General features: G+C 69.0%; 19 protein-coding genes and 1 other RNA gene. 4 read left to right on the top strand and 16 right to left on the bottom strand.

The annotated features are described in order from the left end of the window. Positions 1–5: 5 nt before the first annotated feature. From mraZ to VFR90_RS15775, 4 genes are all read right to left on the bottom strand, one after another. On the bottom strand, positions 6–446 hold the full coding sequence (gene mraZ, locus VFR90_RS15790) for a division/cell wall cluster transcriptional repressor MraZ (protein WP_326407105.1): 441 nt from the start codon (positions 444–446) through the stop codon (positions 6–8). 253 nt (positions 447–699) lie between these two features. After that, entirely contained in the window at positions 700–1,173 is a 474-nt protein-coding gene (locus tag VFR90_RS15785; protein ID WP_326407104.1) for an AtaL-like protein, read from the bottom strand. Between the two features lie 37 nt (positions 1,174–1,210). Then, positions 1,211–1,402, bottom strand: coding sequence for a hypothetical protein (locus VFR90_RS15780; protein WP_326407103.1), 192 nt, complete (start codon positions 1,400–1,402; stop codon positions 1,211–1,213). A 392-nt stretch (positions 1,403–1,794) separates the two neighbouring features. Continuing rightward, positions 1,795–3,009, bottom strand: coding sequence for a multidrug effflux MFS transporter (locus tag VFR90_RS15775; RefSeq protein WP_326407102.1), 1,215 nt, complete (start codon positions 3,007–3,009; stop codon positions 1,795–1,797). Positions 3,010–3,200: 191 nt separating this feature from the next. Here VFR90_RS15775 and VFR90_RS15770 point away from each other — a divergent pair, with 191 nt between their 5' ends. Next, positions 3,201–3,854: a dioxygenase family protein gene (locus VFR90_RS15770; protein WP_326407101.1), complete on the top strand. Its 654-nt coding sequence runs from the start codon at positions 3,201–3,203 to the stop codon at positions 3,852–3,854. A gap of 7 nt (positions 3,855–3,861) precedes the next feature. Here VFR90_RS15770 and rnpB read toward each other — a convergent pair. Next, an RNA gene (rnpB, locus tag VFR90_RS15765) (RNase P RNA component class A) lies at positions 3,862–4,262 on the bottom strand. A gap of 77 nt (positions 4,263–4,339) precedes the next feature. Here rnpB and cysK point away from each other — a divergent pair. Further along, positions 4,340–5,272, top strand: coding sequence for a cysteine synthase A (gene cysK / locus VFR90_RS15760; RefSeq protein WP_326407100.1), 933 nt, complete (start codon positions 4,340–4,342; stop codon positions 5,270–5,272). A 10-nt stretch (positions 5,273–5,282) separates the two neighbouring features. Here the strand turns inward: cysK and VFR90_RS15755 are convergent, their stop codons facing one another. The 8 genes from VFR90_RS15755 to VFR90_RS15720 form a co-directional block, all read right to left on the bottom strand. After that, positions 5,283–6,077 (bottom strand): NYN domain-containing protein, encoded by a 795-nt coding sequence (locus tag VFR90_RS15755; RefSeq protein ID WP_326407099.1) that lies wholly within the window; start codon positions 6,075–6,077, stop codon positions 5,283–5,285. Between the two features lie 25 nt (positions 6,078–6,102). Beyond that, positions 6,103–7,149, bottom strand: a complete 1,047-nt coding sequence (gene pyrC / locus VFR90_RS15750; RefSeq protein ID WP_326407098.1) for a dihydroorotase — start codon at positions 7,147–7,149, stop codon at positions 6,103–6,105. Positions 7,150–7,189: 40 nt separating this feature from the next. Beyond that, positions 7,190–7,924, bottom strand: a complete 735-nt coding sequence (locus VFR90_RS15745) for an amino acid ABC transporter ATP-binding protein (protein WP_326407097.1) — start codon at positions 7,922–7,924, stop codon at positions 7,190–7,192. 13 nt (positions 7,925–7,937) lie between these two features. Further along, on the bottom strand, positions 7,938–8,609 hold the full coding sequence (locus VFR90_RS15740; RefSeq protein ID WP_326407096.1) for an amino acid ABC transporter permease: 672 nt from the start codon (positions 8,607–8,609) through the stop codon (positions 7,938–7,940). Continuing rightward, positions 8,609–9,349, bottom strand: a complete 741-nt coding sequence (locus VFR90_RS15735; protein ID WP_326407095.1) for an amino acid ABC transporter permease — start codon at positions 9,347–9,349, stop codon at positions 8,609–8,611. The genes VFR90_RS15740 and VFR90_RS15735 overlap by 1 nt, the downstream gene beginning before the upstream one ends. 78 nt (positions 9,350–9,427) lie before the next feature. Continuing rightward, a complete protein-coding gene (locus VFR90_RS15730) occupies positions 9,428–10,321 on the bottom strand; it encodes an amino acid ABC transporter substrate-binding protein (protein ID WP_326407094.1) in 894 nt (297 codons plus the stop codon). Positions 10,322–10,619: 298 nt separating this feature from the next. Then, entirely contained in the window at positions 10,620–11,582 is a 963-nt protein-coding gene (locus tag VFR90_RS15725; RefSeq protein WP_326407093.1) for a LysR family transcriptional regulator, read from the bottom strand. A gap of 64 nt (positions 11,583–11,646) precedes the next feature. Further along, positions 11,647–12,204, bottom strand: a complete 558-nt coding sequence (locus VFR90_RS15720) for a YaeQ family protein (protein WP_326407092.1) — start codon at positions 12,202–12,204, stop codon at positions 11,647–11,649. Positions 12,205–12,384: 180 nt separating this feature from the next. On the opposite strand from VFR90_RS15720, the gene VFR90_RS15715 reads away from it, so the two are divergent. Then, positions 12,385–12,567, top strand: coding sequence for a hypothetical protein (locus tag VFR90_RS15715; RefSeq protein ID WP_326407091.1), 183 nt, complete (start codon positions 12,385–12,387; stop codon positions 12,565–12,567). Positions 12,568–12,579: 12 nt separating this feature from the next. On the opposite strand, the gene VFR90_RS15710 is transcribed toward VFR90_RS15715, so the two are convergent. Beyond that, complete coding sequence (locus VFR90_RS15710; RefSeq protein WP_326407090.1) at positions 12,580–14,451, bottom strand: ABCB family ABC transporter ATP-binding protein/permease; 1,872 nt, start codon at positions 14,449–14,451, stop codon at positions 12,580–12,582. A gap of 48 nt (positions 14,452–14,499) precedes the next feature. On the opposite strand from VFR90_RS15710, the gene VFR90_RS15705 reads away from it, so the two are divergent. Continuing rightward, positions 14,500–14,922, top strand: coding sequence for an acyl-CoA thioesterase (locus tag VFR90_RS15705; protein WP_326407089.1), 423 nt, complete (start codon positions 14,500–14,502; stop codon positions 14,920–14,922). Here VFR90_RS15705 and msrQ read toward each other — a convergent pair whose 3' ends face one another. Together msrQ and msrP are read right to left on the bottom strand one after the other, a co-directional pair. Then, entirely contained in the window at positions 14,923–15,510 is a 588-nt protein-coding gene (msrQ, locus tag VFR90_RS15700) for a protein-methionine-sulfoxide reductase heme-binding subunit MsrQ (RefSeq protein ID WP_326407127.1), read from the bottom strand. It lies immediately after the preceding gene. A 65-nt stretch (positions 15,511–15,575) separates the two neighbouring features. Continuing rightward, the gene (gene msrP / locus VFR90_RS15695) at positions 15,576–16,580 is read right to left on the bottom strand and encodes a protein-methionine-sulfoxide reductase catalytic subunit MsrP (RefSeq protein WP_326407088.1); all 1,005 of its coding nucleotides are present in this window, start codon (positions 16,578–16,580) and stop codon (positions 15,576–15,578) included. Positions 16,581–16,631: the final 51 nt, after the last annotated feature.

Here is a 16,631-nt window from a genome sequence, read left to right as displayed (position 1 = left end):
TCGACTCAGTAGGAAAGCCCGCGCAGCACGTCCGGCAGGCCCTGCTGCATCACCGCGGCCTCGTGCGCCGCGTAACGCGCGGCGTCCCACAGTTCGAAGTGGGTGTCCATGCCGAGCAGCATCACGTCCTTTGAAAGACCCGCCGCGGCGCGCAGTTCCGGCGGCACCAGCACGCGCGAGGCGGCGTCGACCTCGACGTCCATCGCGTTGCCGAGAAAGATGCGCTTCCAGCCCTGCGCCTCGATCGTGAAGGCGGCCAGCTTGGCGCGAAAGCCGTCCCAGTTGGGGCGCGGAAAGATCAGCAGGCAGCCGTCGGGGTGCTTGGTGATCGTCAGCTGGCCCGCACAGGCGGCCGCCAGCGCGTCGCGGTAGCGCGCTGGGACGGCAAGCCGCCCCTTCGCGTCGAGCGACAACGCCGAAGGCCCCTGAAACCCAGAATCAGCCACGATCTCCCACTAAAGGACACTTTCCGCCACTTTAAGGGAGGGTTCATCAGCCGGTCAATGGCAGATGTAAGGATTTCCCAATTAAATCAAGCACTTACGAGGTGGATTTCAGGTGCGCGCAGGCGAGCAAAAGTCGTTTGCGAATAACGACTTAGTCGAAGCATTGCAAGTCCCGCATGAAGAGACGGCGACGACGGGTGCCGTGAAAGACTGCTCGAGCGCCGCCGCCCCGCGGCCGATGGCCAGCCGCCTGTTAGAGCCGGCCCTCGCGCTGCCATTGCCGCAGCGTGCGCAGCATGTCGCGGTCCATCTCCAGCCAGGCCTGCTCGCGGTAGCGCTGCAAGGCCTGGTCTTCCACGGTCGTGCCGCTCGCCGGCTCGTCCACCGCGTAGACGAACCGCAGGAACAGCGCGCCGGGCTCCGGCTCTTCGATCGAGATCGTCAGCCCGACCGTCGCCGTGCCTTCGCGCGGATCGGTCGCGAAGACGAGGCGCTGCATCGGCTCGATGTGCACCTCGTCGTCGAAGCGAAGTGCGCCGAAATGGATGCTGCGGCGGCGCCGGCTGGCATCGGCGCCCGGCTCCACTTCGCAATGGTCGGGGCCAAGCTCGAAGCTCTGCGGCGACTCGACGCGGCGCATCAGGCCGCGCCAGAGCTCGTCGCGGCTCATCGGCGGCACGGCCGGATCGAGCGGATCGGTGACTTGCAGCAGGTGCTCGTAGCGCATCGGCCGATGCTAGGTCCGCGCAGGCGCAAGCGCCGCTTCAGCGCGAGACACCCGCCGAGGCGGCGGCCGATGCATGCGTTGCCGCGCCGGCCGCAGCCGCGTCGGCGGCCTTGCGGTCCTTGCGCCTCGCTGTGCAGTAGCGCGCGGCGAACTCGGCCGTGGTGCCGCCCGCCGCGGCGATGCGCTTGTGCAAGGCGGCACGTTCACCGACCTCCGCGATGTCGCGCACGAACGCCTTCGCCGCGGCGGCGAGCGCGGCGAGGTGCAGTCACGACGCCGCGTTGCCCGGCTCGAGCCGCACCCAGCCCTCGATCAGCGCGCCGGTGCAGGCGCCGCCGCGGTCGGTGTCATTGGCCGGGCAGGCGGCCATGCCCATCTGCACGACCCACGGGTCGGTGCGGCCGAGCGCCAGTTCGCGCAGTGCCTGCGATGCCGGCGCGCCGCCGCGCTCGCGCGAGCGGCGCCGGCTCCGCCAGCACCGGACGGCCGTCGCGCAGCAGCACGACCGGGTACTCGCGCGCCGTCTCGGCGAGGCTGCGGGCTTGCTCGTCGTTCACGGCCGCGGTGCTAGCCAGCCCTGCTTCGCCGAGCGTGCCCGGTTGTCACGCTCGGCGCGCGGCCTCAGGCGGCTGGCCGCAGCCCCGGCTTGACCGCCAGCCAGGCGACCAGGCCCACGCACATCATCGCGGCCGAAGCGAGCGCGAGCGCAAGCGTCGAATGCATCACGAGCGGCGCGATCAGCCCGGCGACGAAGGCGTTCGCCGCGCTTGCGATGAAGCTCTGCATCGACGACGCCATGCCGCGCCGCTCGGGCACCAGGTCCAGCACCATCAGCGTGACCACGGGCACCATCAGCGCCCAGCCGAACGAGAACAGGCCGAGCAGCGGCAGCGCCCACCATGCCTCGGCAGGCCAGATCGCATTGGCGACGACGTTGGCGAGCGACACCGGCACCATCACCCGGAAGCCGCGGCGGATCTGCCGCTCCGGCGGCAGCTGCCCGGCAAGCCGACCACTCCACCAGGCGCCGGCCATGATCCCGCCGATGACGCAGGCGAAGAACCAGAAGAACTCGGTCGGCCCCAGGCCGAGGTGGGTGCCGACAAACTCCGGCGCCGCCATCACGTAGAGAAACATGCCGTTGAACGGGATGCCGCTGGCGAAGGCGAGCAAGAGGAAGCGCCGGCTCGAGCCCAGCTGACGGTAGCCGCGCAGCAGGTTGCGCAGCTCCAGCGGCTGGCGCGCGCTGAGGTGCAGCGTCTCGGGCAGCAGCCGCCAGTTCGCGATCCAGAGCACCGCACCGATCAGCGCGAGGAACCAGAAGATCGCGTGCCAGCCCGCATGCACGTAGAGGAAGCCGCCGACCACCGGCGCGACGGCCGGCGCGACGCCGAAGAACAGCGTCACCTGCGACATCACCCGCTGCGCGTCGGCCGGCGGGTACATGTCGCGGATCACGGCGCGCGAGACCACGATGCCGGCGCCGGTCGACAAGCCCTGCAGCAGCCGGAAGAACACGAGCTGGCCGATCGTCTGCGCCAGCGCGCATCCGACCGACGCCAGCGTGAACACCGCGACGCCGGCCAGCACCACCGGGCGGCGGCCGAAGCCGTCGGACAGTGCGCCGTGGAACAGGCTCATCAGCGCGAAGCCGACCAGGTAGACCGACAGCGTCTGCTGCATCTGCGTCGGCGTCGCATCGATCGACGCGGCGATGCCGGTGAAGGCCGGCAGGTAGGTGTCGATCGCGAACGGCCCGAGCATGCCCAGGCAGGCGAGCAGCACCGACAGCGCCCACATCGGGGCGCGCCAGAGCGTGGCGGCGTCGGGGTTCATCGGGGGCGTGGAGGTCGCGGGCTGCGCTGGCCTCGCAGCGAGCGCGCGCCGTAGCGGAGGCGGGCCGTGGGATTATCGATTCGGATTCGATGGCCGCGCAGCGCCCGGCGCATTCGCGGCGCATCACGAGCCCCACGCCGCACACTTCGACGCTTCACGAACCGAAGCGCCCTTTCGGGAACGAATTGCCGATGAAGCTCGCCCGTCCCCGCCGGCTGCTGCTGCAAGCCTTCGCCGCGACACTCGCCTTCCCTGCGCTCGCGAGTTCGCGCCGCACGATCGCCTCGATGACCGTCGGCCCGTTCTATCCGCCGCGTGCCTGGCGCGAGCGCCAGCACGGCGACTGGGACGCCGATCTCACCCGCGTCGCGCGCGACGGCCGCGTGCTCGCCGCGCGCGGCGAGCGGCTCGGGCTCGAGGGCCGCGTGGTCGATGCGCAGGGCCGCATCGTCGATGGCGCCGAGGTCGAGATCTGGCAGTGCGACGCGCTCGGCCACTACACCCATCCTTCGACGCAGCGCGTGCCCGCCGAAAGCGTCGACGCCGGATTCCAGGGCTTCGGCAGCGCGCGCAGCGACGCGCAGGGCATCGCCCGCTTCGTCGCGATCCGCCCGCATCCCTACCCCGGACGCACGCCGCACATCCACATCCGGCTGCGGCATCCGAGCTTCGGCGAGCGCATCTCGCAACTGTTCGTCGAGAACGATCCGGGCAACGCCGGCGACTTCCTCTGGCGCTCGCTCGATGCCGAAGAGCGCGAGGCGCTCGCGATGCGGCTGGTGGCCGCACCCGCGGCGAGCGGCCTGCGCTGGCAGGTGCGGCAGGACTGGGTCGTGCCGGGCTGAATCGAAAGTGTGAAGCGGGCCGATAGGCCGGATTCTGTGCGGGCCTCGGCCTTGCGGCTTCGGGCCCGTGACCGCCATTCATCTGGGCCGCCCCTCGCGGAGCGGCTCGGTGCCACCTACCCGCACACTCGCCGGGCCGGGTCAACGTGTGCCTATTTGGTGTTGCTGCACGCAGAGATTGCCCGTTTCACCCTTCGGCGCCGTCCGGTCGGCAAGCCGCCCGGACTCGAGGGCCTTTGGCGTGCCGCTTCGCGCCACGCCCGGCCCTCACGCCGAAGACTCGTCTCTGTTGCTCTGATCCTCACCTCACGGTGGACAGCCGTTAGCTGCTGCGCCGCCCTGTGCAGTCCGGACCTTCCTCCAGCACGGCCTTTCGGCCGATGTGCCAGCGGCGGTCTGGCCCGCTTCACGGCACGGATTATCGACGCCCGCTGCTCGACGTTTACGATGGCCGCCCGCCTCGAACCGCCCTCGCAGGAGACGCCATGAAAGCGAACACCGTCCTCGACACCATCGGCCGCACGCCGCACATCCGCGTGCGGCGGCTGTTCGGCCACATCGGCAACGGCAGCCACGAGGTCTGGATCAAGTCGGAGCGCGCCAACCCGGGCGGATCGATCAAGGACCGCATCGCGCTCGCGATGGTCGAGGCCGCGGAGCGCGACGGCCGGCTCAAGCCGGGCGGCACGATCGTCGAGCCGACCTCGGGCAACACCGGCGTCGGCCTTGCGATGGTCGCGGCGGTCAAGGGCTACAAGCTGGTGCTGGTGATGCCCGACAGCATGAGCATCGAACGCCGCCGGCTGATGCTGGCCTACGGCGCGAGCTTCGTGCTGACGCCGCGCGAGAAGGGCATGAAGGGCTCGATCGCGCGCGCCCAGGAGATCGTCGAGCAGACGCCGGGCGCCTGGATGCCGCAGCAGTTCGACAACCCGGCGAACATCGACGTGCACGTGAGGACGACAGCCGAGGAGATCGCCGCCGATTTCCCGGAGGGCCTCGACGCGCTGATCACCGGCGTGGGCACCGGCGGCCACATCACCGGCTGCGCGCAGGTGTTGAAGAAGAAGTTGCCGCAGCTGAAGGTCTTCGCGGTCGAGCCGAGCGCGAGCCCGGTGATCAGCGGCGGGCAGCCCAGCCCGCATCCCATCCAGGGCATCGGTGCCGGATTCGTTCCGAACAACCTGCACACCGCGCTGCTCGACGGCGTGATCCAGGTCGAAGCCGAAGCCGCGCGCGAGATGGCGCGCCGCTCGGCACGCGAGGAAGGCCTGCTGGTGGGCATCTCGTCGGGCGCGACGCTCGCCGCCATCGCGCAGAAGCTGCCCGAGCTGCCCGCCGGCGCCCGCGTGCTCGGCTTCAACTACGACACCGGCGAGCGCTACTTCTCGATCGAGGGCTTCCTGCCGGCCGAGTGAGCGGCTCGCTTCAACGCGCCCGGTACTGGACCTTGTTCGGCTGCTGCTCGGGCGTCAGCTCGAACTGCTGCGGGTACTTCTTGAACAGCTGCGTCGACGAGCGGTTCTTCGCGAGCAGCTGTTTGTCGCGCAGCAGCGTGGCCGCATGGCTCAGCTCGACTTTCTGGCCTTCGAGCAGCGCCGGCACCGCTTCGAGGATGCGGCGCACCTCGTCTTCGTCGGGCGGCCGCAGGATCGCGACTTTCGGGCGCGGCGGCGGCTTGGCCGGTGCAGGCGACTCGTTCGCCGCGACCGGCATGCGCTGTTCCGCGATCGCCCCGGGCGCCGCCCGTGACGCCGTCTTGCGCGCGGCGCTGCGCTGCCGCGCCGCCGGCGCCGCGACGACCTTGAACTCGTCGTAGACGCGCTGGTACTCGGCCACGTCGCGCGCCGACTTGCCCTGCTGGCCGAAGCCGCAGACGTAGAAGCCCAGCTCGCGCAGCCGCGCGGCCAGCGGCAGGAAATCGCAGTCGGAGGTGACGAGCACGAACTCGTCGCCCGGCTCGTCGCGCGCGAGCTCGATCGCGTCGATCGCGAGTGCGACGTCGGTGCCGTTGGTGCCGGCGAAGGTGGTGGAGAAGAAGCGGATCGCGTGCTGCTCGCACAGCGCGCCGAACTCGCGGGCCTTTTCCAGGCTGCCGTAGGCACGGCGGTGCACCAGGCGGCGCGAGCCGTCGCCGATCAGCCGCAGCACTTCGGCGACGACCTCGACGCTGATGTTGTCGGCGTCGATCAGCAGGCTCGTGCGGGTGCGTTCGTCGTCCATCGCACGGCTCCTTGCAAGAGAACGATCAATCGGCCAAGCGCCAGGCCAGCGTCTCGCCGGCGCGCAGCGGCTTGAGTTCGGCATCGCCGAAGGGCAGGCGCTCGGGCAGCGTCCACGGCTCGCGCCTCAGCGTGAGGGTGCCACGGTTGCGTGGCAGGCCGTGGAAGTCGGCGCCGTGGAAGCTGGCGAAGGCCTCCAGGCGCTCGAGCGCGCCCGCCGCCTCGAACACCTCGGCGTAGAGCTCCAGGGCGCTGAATGCGGTGTAGCAGCCGGCGTGGCCGCCCGCGTGCTCCTTCAGCGCGGCGGCATGCGGTGCGCTGTCGGTGCCCAGGAAATAGCAGGGCTTGCCCGAGGTGGCCGCGGCGACCAGCGCGCGCCGGTGCTCCTCGCTTTTCAACACCGGCAGGCAGTACCAGTGCGGCTGCAGGCCGCCGGAAAAGATGGCGTTGCGGTTGTAGAGCAGGTGCTGCGGCGTGATGGTCGCGGCCGTCAGCGGCCCGGCCTCGGCCACGTACTGCACGCCTTCGCGGGTGGTGATGTGCTCGAGCACCATCTTCAGCGCCGGGAAGTCGCGGCGCAGCGCGAGCAGGTGGCGTTCGATGAAGACGGCCTCGCGGTCGAACACGTCGACCTCCGGATCGACCACCTCGCCGTGCACCAGCAGCGCGACGCCTTCGCGCTGCATCGCGTCCAGCGCCGCCTGCACGTGCTTCAGGTCGGTGACGCCGGCGTCGCTGTGAGTGGTGGCGCCGGCCGGGTAGAGCTTGAAGCCGACGATGCCCTGCGCCTTCGCGCGGCGCACCTCGTCGGCGCTCGTGCGGTCGGTCAGGTAGAGCGTCATCAGCGGCTCGAAGTCGCTGCCGGCGCCTTCGCGCGGCCGCGCGTCGAGCACGCGCTGCCGGTAGGCCGCGGCCTGGCCGACGGTGGCGACCGGCGGGCGCAGATTGGGCATCACGATCGCCCTGGCGAACTGGCGCGCCGAGTGCGGCAGCACCGCGGCCAGCGCAGCGCCGTCGCGCAGGTGCAGGTGGAAGTCGTCGGGGCGGGTCAGGGTCAGCGAGTCGAAAGGCATGCGGCGGATTGTCTTCCCGCATCCCGCCGATCGCCGCGCCTCAGTGCTGCAGGATCTTCGACAAGAAGTCCCGCGCCCGCGGCGAGCGCGCGGCCGCATCGCCGAAGAAGTCTTCCTTCTTGCAGTCCTCGACGATCTTGCCGGCATCCATGAAGATGACCCGGTGGCTGACCTTGCGCGCGAAGCCCATCTCGTGCGTGACGACCATCATCGTCATGCCTTCCTGCGCCAGCTTGACCATCACGTCGAGCACCTCGCCAACCATTTCGGGGTCGAGCGCGGAGGTCGGCTCGTCGAACAGCATCACGATCGGGTCCATGCTCAGCGCGCGCGCGATCGCGACGCGCTGCTGCTGGCCGCCGGAGAGCTGGCCGGGGAACTTGTCCTTGTGCGCCGTCAGGCCGACGCGCTCGAGCATCTTGAGCCCGCGCGTCTTCGCCTCGTCGGGCCTGCGCTTGAGCACCTTGACCTGCGCCAGCGTCAGGTTCTCGGTGACCGACAGGTGCGGAAAGAGCTCGAAGTGCTGGAACACCATGCCGACCCGGCTGCGCAGTTTGGGCAGGTTGGTTTTCGGGTCGGCGATGCTGATGCCGTCGACGACGATGTCGCCCTTCTGGAAGGGCTCGAGCGCGTTGACCGTCTTGATCAGCGTCGACTTGCCGGAGCCCGAAGGGCCACAGACCACGACGACCTCGCCCTTCTTGACGCTGGTGCTGCAATCGGTCAGCACCTGGAAGCTGCCGTACCACTTGCTCACGTCCTTGATGTCGATCACGGCCGGCTCCTGCTCAACGGATGATGGCAATCTTCTTCTGCAGGCGACGCACGAGCATCGACAGCGAGAAGCAGATGACGAAGTACACGACCGCCGCGACGAGGTAGGTCTCGACCGGCCGGTTGAAGTTCTTGCCGGCGACCTCGAAGCCCTTGAGCAGGTCGTAGGCGCCGATCGCGTAGACCAGCGAGGTGTCCTGGAACAGGATGATGGTCTGCGTCAACAGCACCGGCAGCATGTTGCGGAAGGCCTGCGGCAGCACGATCAGCTGCATCGTCTGGCCATAGCTCATGCCCACCGCATAGCCGGCCGACACCTGCCCGCGCGGCACGCTCTGGATGCCGGCGCGCATGATCTCGGAGTAGTACGCGGCCTCGAAGACGGTGAAGGTGATGACGGCCGACAGCTCCGCGCCCATCGGCCGGCCGACGAGCAGCGGGATCAGCAGGAAGAACCACAGGATCACCATCACCAGCGGGATCGAGCGCAGCGTGTTCACGTAGAACGCCGCCGGCCACACCAGCCAGGGCTTGCCGGACAGCCGCATCAGCGCGAGCACCGTGCCGAGCAGGATGCCGCCGATCATCGCGATCAGCGTGAGCTGCACCGAGAAGATGAGGCCCTTGAGGACGAAGCTGGAGACGACGTTCCAGCTGAGGAAGGAGAAGTCCAGGGAGGCCAGCATCACTTGCCTCCGTAGGTGCCGGGAACGCGCACGCGGTTCTCGACGAACATCATCACGCGGTTCACCGCGAAGGCCGAGACGAAGTACAGGCCGGTGACGGCAAGGTAGATCTCGATGCCTCGCGAGGTTTCCTCCTGCGCCTGCATCGCGAACATCGTCATCTCGGCGATGCTCACCGCGAAGGCGACCGAGCTGTTCTTGATGATGTTCATGCTCTCGCTCGTGAGCGGCGGGATGACGATGCGAAACGCCATCGGCAGCAGCACGAAGCGGTAGGTCTGTGGCAGCGTCAGCCCCATCGCGAGGCCCGCGTAGCTCTGCCCGCGCGGCAGGCTCTGGATGCCGGCCTTCACCTGCTCGGCGATGCGCGCCGAAGTGAAGAAGCCCAGCGCCAGCACCACCAGCACGAAGCTCGGCACGTCGCGCAGCGGCGTGAGGATCGCAGGGATCACGTGGTACCAGAGGAAGATCTGGACCAGCAGCGGGATGTTGCGAAACAGCTCGGTCCAGACGTTGCCGAGCAGCACGAGGCGCTTGTCGGGCGTGGTGCGCAGGATGCCCATCAGCGAGCCGATGGCCAGCGCGACGATCAACGCGAGCGCCGCGACCGAAAGCGTCCAGCCCCAGGCCGACAGCAGCCAGTCGAGGTAGGTGATGTCGCCGTCCTTGCCGAAGCAGCCGGAGACAACCTCGCCGTCCAGGGTGTTCTTGCAGAACACCTGCCAATCCCAATTGCCCACCGAGGCACCTCCTCCCGCGGCCACTGCCCGCCTCGGCGGCGCGCCTGCCGCGCGCCGCCTCGGTCTTGTCTCAGTCGATCACTTCTTCGCGTAGTCCTCGGCCGGCTTGTCGTTGGGGTTCGCCCACGCGGCCTTGGTGGCCTCCGACAAGGCCAGACCGACCTTCGTGTTCGACGGCGGGATCGGCTGCAGGAACCACTTGTCGTAGAGCTTGGCGATGTCGCCCGACTTCATCATCGCGCCGATGCTGTCGTCGACCGCCTTCTTGAACGCCGCGTCGTCCTTGCGGAACATGATCGCGATCGGCTCGACGTTGATGACCTCGCCGACGATCTTGTAGTCGGACGGCGCCTTCGACTTGCTGATGAGGCCGGCGAGGATCTGACCGTCCATCACGAAGGCATCGGCGCGGCCGCTCTCGAGCAACAGGAAGCTGTCGGCGTGGTCCTTGCCGAAGACTTCGTCGAAGCTCAGGCCGCTCGCCTTCTCGTTGCGGCGCAGCAGCTGCACCGAGGTCGTGCCGGTGGTGGTCGCGACCTTCTTGCCGCCGAGCTGCGCGAGCGAAGTGATGCCCGAGTTGGCCTTGACCGCGATGCGCACTTCCTCGACGTAGGTGGTCGGCGCGAAGGCCACGTCCTTCTGGCGCGCGGCGTTGTTGGTGGTCGAGCCGCACTCGATGTCGACGGTGCCGTTCTGCACCAGCGGGATGCGGTTCTGCGAGGTGACCGGCTGGTACTTCACCGGCAGGTTGGCCATGCCGATCTGCTTGGCGACGTCCTTCAGCACGCGCTCGCAGATCTCGACGTGGTAGCCGACGTACTTGCCGTCGCCGAGCGTGTAGCTCAGCGCACCGGACGACTCGCGCACGCCCATCGTGGCCGAGCCGGCGTCCTTGATCTTCTTCAGCGTGTCGGCCTGTGCGGCACCGGCGGCGGCGCAGGCGACCGCGAGAACGAGCAGCGACTTCTTCATGCAGTACTCCTCGATGAAGGAACGGGAAAAGAGATGCGGTGAATCTACCGGAGGGGCATGGTCGGGACCACCCGGGTTCAGCCGCACAAGGCCGACGACGCGTGGCGAGCAGGGTTCGTGCCACGCCCCGCTCGAAGCGGCCTCGTTCGCTGGGCGCGCACTCTAGCGAGGCGCTCGCCGCGCAGCCAATGCCGTTGCCGGCGGAGACGATGCGCAGGCCGCATCGGCTTCGGCATGACCGAGGGGGAACCCTGGGTCGGGCGCTGCCCGGGTGAGCCGGCGTGGCGCTCGTCGCCCGTCAGGCAGGTGCCGACGGCCGCTCGAGGCTGGCGCGCAGGTGGTCCCACAAGGCCTGCGCGATCGGCTTGACGTGGCGCGCCACCTCGGGTCGCTCGCGGTAGATGCGCACGTCCATCGTCAGCTCGAAGCTGCCCGAGGGCGCGGCCGGCAGCAGCTTGCGCTGCTTCAGCTCCTTGCGCACCGAGCTGGCCGGCAGGAAGGCGAGGCCGTGGCCTTCGAGCGCCATCGCCTTCAGGCCTTCGGCCATGTCGGTCTCGTAGATCGCGTCGAGGCCCAGCGGCGTCGCGGCCTGCTTGACGATCAGGTCGACCATCTGCCCGAGGTAGGCACCGGTCGCGTAGGCGAGGAAGGGCACGCGCGCCTGCATGCGCTCGCTGCCCGGCCGCGCCAGGGTGAACATCGGCTCGCCCTCGGGTGTCGAGCGCGCGTAGGCGCGCAGCGATTCCTCGCCGAGCGTCAGCATCTCGTAGCGCTCGCTGTTCAACTGCAGCGGCAACAAGGGGTGGTGGTAGGCGATCAGCAGGTCGCAGCTGCCTTCAGCCAGGCGCAGCACCGCGTCGTGCACGTTCAGCGCGATGAGCCGGCTCTTCATCGGCCCGAAGCTCGCGCTCAGCTCGCGCCGCAGCTGCATCACCCAATGCGGAAAGAAGGCGAAGGCCAGCGTGTGGGGCACCGCGAACTCGATCATGTCCTGGCCGACTGAGCGATGCGCGCGCATCAGGTTGCGCGTGGCCTGCAGCGATTCGATGATCTCCAGCGCCTGCGCATGGAAGGTCGTGCCGGCCGGCGTGAGCCGCGTCGGGTAGGAGGAGCGATCGACGAGATCGGTGCCGGCCCAGGCCTCGAGCGCCTGGATGCGCCGCGAGAACGCCGGCTGCGTGACGTGCCGCAATTGCGCCGATCGCGAGAAGCTGCGCGTCTCGGCGAGGCTCACGAAGTCTTCGAGCCACTTGGTGTCCACGGGGCGGCAGTGTAGTGAGCGCCCCGTGCGCGAGGCTTCAGCAGCTTCCCTGAAGCGCGGGGGCTCAGGCCGGCTCCTTCAAGGTGACGGGCTCGAGCGCCACGCTGGTCTCGCCGTTGCCGAGCCAGACCTGGCCGTCCTGCACCGTGCACTGCAGGCGCATCGTGCGCGCGGCCAGCGCGGCGAGGGCCGCGCTGGCTTCGGCCGGAACCTGACGTACGCGCAGGTTGGCGAACTTTGCGAGCGCCTGCGCGTTCTGCTGCCACCACAGCCCGCCGCTGCGGCCGTACAGATACAGCACGACCTCGCGAGAGCGGTGGCTGGCCTTGCGCAGCCATTTCTCGTCCGGCTGGCCGACGTCGATCCACAACTCGATCTCGCCGACCAGGTTGCGGCGCCAAAGGTCGGGCTCGTCCATGTCGGTCATCGCGTTGGCAAAGGCGAGCGGGGCTTCGTCGTCTTCGCTCACCGCATGCAGCGCGTAAGCCAGCAGCCGCAACATCAGCCGTTCGTCGTTCTCCGACGGGTGCTGCGCGAGCGTGAGCGCATGGCTCGCGTAGTGGCTGCGATCCATGTCGGCGATCTGCAGCTCGGCTTTGAAGATGGTGGATCGAAGGGCCATGGTCGCTCGCGTAGGGCGGGCGAGTCTGGCATGGCGGGCCGTGGTGCCGATCGCGGCGGCCGGGAACCCGCGCCCGACAAGACCCACGCGAGCGCGCGGCCTCCCCGTTCGCCGAAGGCCGGGCGTTACCATGACCCGCCGCTTCGCTCGAGAAGCACCGCGTGTCTTCAGGAGGGCTGATTGGCCACACCGAACTACTCGTACGAAAAGCGCCAGCGCGAGCTGGCCAAGAAGCGCAAGAAGGAAGAAAAGCTCAAGCGCAAGGCCGAAGGCAAGCCGGACGACGGCAGCGAAGCCGCCGAGCCGACGCCCAACGACGCGGCCGCCGGCCTGCCGCCGGCCGCACCGCCCGCCGAAGGCTGATCCGGGCGACCGTCAGGCTGCCGCCGGATCGAGGCGCGCGGCCGCGGTGTTCGCGTCGGCCTCCGCGTTCTCCGCGCCGCTGCGCTGCAGGTTCCACATCTCGGCGTAGCGGCCGCCGGCCGCAAGCAGTTCGGCATGCGTGCCGCGCTCGACGATGCGGCCCTTGTCCATCACTAGGATCCGATCGGCATCGACCACGGTCGACAGCCGGTGCGCGATGACCAGCGCAGTCTTGTTGCGCGCGGCGGTCTTCAGCTCCTCCTGGATGGCGCGCTCGTTGGCCGAGTCGAGCGCCGACGTCGCCTCGTCGAAGATGACGATCGGCGGGTTCTTCAGCAGCGTGCGCGCGATCGCGACGCGCTGCTTCTCGCCGCCGCTGAGCTTGAGACCGCGCTCGCCGACGGCCGTCTCGTAGCCCTTGGGCGTCGAGGCGATGAAGTCGTGGATGCGGGCCGCGCGCGCCGCGGCCTCGATCTCCTCGCGCGTCGCGCCGGGCCGGCCGTAGCCGATGTTGTAGGCGACCGTGTCGTTGAACAGCACGGTGTCCTGCGGGACGATGCCGATCGAGCGGCGCAGGCTGGCCTGCGTGAGTTGGCGGATGTCGTGGCCGGCGACGGTGATGCGGCCGGTGTTCACGTCGTAGAAGCGGTAGAGCAGCCGTGCGAGCGTGCTCTTGCCGGCGCCCGAGGCACCGACCACCGCGACGGTGTGGCCCGCGGGGATCTCGAAAGTCACGCCGTCGAGGATCTGCCGCGACGGCTCGTACGCGAAGCCCACGTTCTCGAAGCGCACGACCGGCGGCGCGTCGGCGTGCAGCGCCACGGCCTCGGGCGCGTCGCGCACCTCGCGCTCGCGTTCGAGCAGCACGAACATCTTGTCGAGGTCGGTCAGCGCCTGCTTGATTTCCCGGTAGATCACGCCGAGGAAGTTCAGCGGGATGTACAGCTGGATCATGAAGGCGTTGATCATCACCAGGTCGCCCAGCGTCATGCGGCCGGCGACGACGCCCTCGGTCGCGCGCCACAGCATCGCGATCAGCGCGAGCGCGATCAGCAGCTGCTGGCCGGTGTTCAGCAGCGAAAGCGTGGTCTGGCTCTTGAGCTTGGCGCGCTTCAGCTTGTCGAGGCTTTCGTCGAAGCGCTTGGCCTCGAAGGCTTCGTTGTTGAAGTACTTGACCGTTTCGTAGTTCAGCAGCGAGTCGATCGCCTTGCTGTGCGAGTTCGAGTCCAGCTCGTTCATCGTCTTGCGGAACTGGGTGCGCCACTCGGTCACGATCACCGTGAAGCCGATGTAGACGACCAGCGCGGCGAGCGTGATCCAGGCAAACGCCGCATCGAACTTCACCGCGAGGATGCCGAGCACCAGGCCGACCTCGATCAGCGTCGGCAGGATGCTGTAGAGCGAATACGAGATCAGCGACTGCACGCCGCGCGTGCCGCGTTCGATGTCGCGCGTCATGCCGCCGGTCTGGCGTTCGAGGTGGAAGCGCAGGCTCAAGGAATGCAGGTGCTCGAAGACCTGCAGCGCGATCGAACGCGACGCGCCCTCGGTCGCCTTCGCGAAGACCAGCTCGCGCAGCTCGGTGAACAGCGAGGTGGAAAGACGCAGCGCGCCGTAGGCGAGCAGCAGGCCGGCCGGCACGACCAGCACCGCGCGCGGGTCGCCGAGCGGGATCGACATCGCATCGACCAGCTGCTTCAGCAGCAGCGGCACGCCGACGTTCGCCGCCTTCGCCGCCACCAGGCAGCCGAGCGCCAGCAGCACGCGGCCCTTGTAGGCCCACAGATAGGGCAGCAGCTTCGCCAGCGTGGCCCAGTCGGATCGCGGCGCCGCGGCGGCCGTTGCCGTCGGAGGTGGCTGGTTCAGGGTTTCGCTACGACGCATGAGAATCGACCTGCACTTCCGACTTACGCGCGCCGCAGCGCCACGCCCATGAACGACGACGACCTCGCGCGCCACTCCCGCCTGCTCGATGCCGAGCCGCCCGAAGGCATGGCGCTGGTGCTGCGCGTGGTGCCGATGCCGGCCGACGCCAACCACAACGGCGACATCTTTGGCGGCTGGATCATGGCCCAGGTGGACCTCGCCGGCGCGGTGCTGCCGGCGCGCATCGCGAAGGGCCGTATCGCGACGGTGGCGGTCAAGGAGTTCGTTTTCAAGCAGCCGGTGTCCGTCGGCGACCTGCTCAGCTTCTACGCACGCGTCGAGCGCATCGGCCGCACGTCGGTGACGGTGCGGGTCGAGGTGCATGCCGAGCGCAATCCGGCCGAGCCGGTGAAGGTCAAGGTGACCGAGGCGCAGGTCACCTACGTCGCGATCGACCGGCAGGGCCAGCCGCGCGAGATCCCCCGCTGATCAGGCCGCCGGCCAGAACCGCCGCTTGAGCCGCCAGCCGAGCAGCACCGCAATCACCGCGGCGTAGATCGACCACTCGCCGAAGTCGTTCTTGCCGGCCTTCATCCAGAAGAAGTGCAAGAGGCCGAGCAGCACGACGGCATACACGGTCTTGTGCAGCGCCTGCCAGCGCGCGGCGCCGAGCGCCTTGATCGCGCGGTTGAACGAGGTGGCCGCCAGCGGAATCATCAGCAGCAGCGCCGCGAAGCCGACCAGCGCGAACGGGCGCTTGGGGATGTCGCTCACGATCGCCTGCAGCTCGAAGCCCATGTCCAGCCAGGCGTAGCAGAGGAAGTGCAGCACCGCGTAGAAGAAGGCGAACAGGCCCAGCATGCGGCGCAGCCGCGCAAGCGCCGGCTGCTTCGTCCAGATACGCAACGGCGTGATGGCGAGGGTCAGGCACAGGAAGCGCAGCGTCCAGTCGCCGGTCGCGCGAATCAGCGCCTCGGCCGGGTTGGCGCCCAGGGTGTTCGCGAACGCGCCATAGAACAACCATGCGAAGGGCAGCAGGCTCACGACAAACACCAGCGGCTTGACCCACCGCCGCATCAGCCACGGCCTGCGGGCAGCTGCACGCGGCGGCTTCGCGGGCAGCGCGATGCCGGACGTGCCCATCAGTAGTTCTTGGCGAGGTCCAGCCCGGCGTACAGCTGCCCGACCTGGGCCTCGTAGCCGTTGAACATCAGCGTCGCGCGCTTCTTCTGGAAGATGCCGTCCTCGCCGATGCGGCGCTCGGTGGCCTGGCTCCAGCGCGGGTGGTCGACCTTCGGGTTGACGTTCGAATAGAAGCCGTACTCCTGCGCCGCGGCCTTCTGCCAGGCGGTCGCGGGCTGCTTCTCGACGAAGCGGATCCTGACGATGGACTTCGCGCTCTTGAAGCCGTACTTCCAGGGCACGACCAGCCTCACCGGCGCGCCCATCTGCTTGGGCATCACCTCGCCGTACTGGCCGAAGGCGAGCAGCGTCAGCGGGTGCATCGCCTCGTCCAGGCGCAGGCCTTCGACGTAAGGCCAGTCGAGCACGCTCGAGCGCAGGCCCGGCATCTGCTTCGGATCGGCCAGCGTGTGGAATTCGACGAACCTGGCGTTGCCGGTCGGCTCGACGCGCTTGATCAGCTCGGCGAGCGAGAAGCCGATCCACGGGATCACCATCGACCAGCCTTCGACGCACCGCAGCCGGTAGATGCGCTCCTCCATCGCGCTCAGCTTGAGCAGCTCGTCGATGCCGATCACCTGCGGCTTTCTCACCTCGCCCTCGATCGCGACCGTCCACGGTCGCGTCTGCAGGGATTGCGCGCGCTGCGCCGGCGCGGCCTTGTCGGTGCCGAACTCGTAGTAGTTGTTGTAGCTGGTGACGTCGGCGTAGGGCGTGAGCTTCTCGCCCGTCACCGCGCCGGCGACGGTGCTGCGCTGGCTCGCGAGCGCCGGAAGCTTGCCCGGCGCGGGCACGGCGACCTGCGCGAGCGCCTCGCGCTGCGCCCAGGCCGCGAGGCCGAGGCCGGCGCCGCCGGCGGCGAGCTGCCGAAGGAAATCGCGCCGGCCCTCGTAGAGCGCGCGCGGCGTGATCTCGCTGGCAACCGGATGATCGAAGCCGGCACGGCGGCGTTGGGGAATCGGCATGACGGCTCCTGGTGCGGCCCGGTTCGAAGCAGGCGTCGAACGCGAGTTCCT

Source organism: Methylibium sp., from assembly GCF_035762065.1.
Lineage (GTDB): Bacteria > Pseudomonadota > Gammaproteobacteria > Burkholderiales > Burkholderiaceae_C > Methylibium.
Note: the sequence above shows the minus strand (reverse complement) of the source record. Positions and strands in the feature narration are given on the sequence as shown.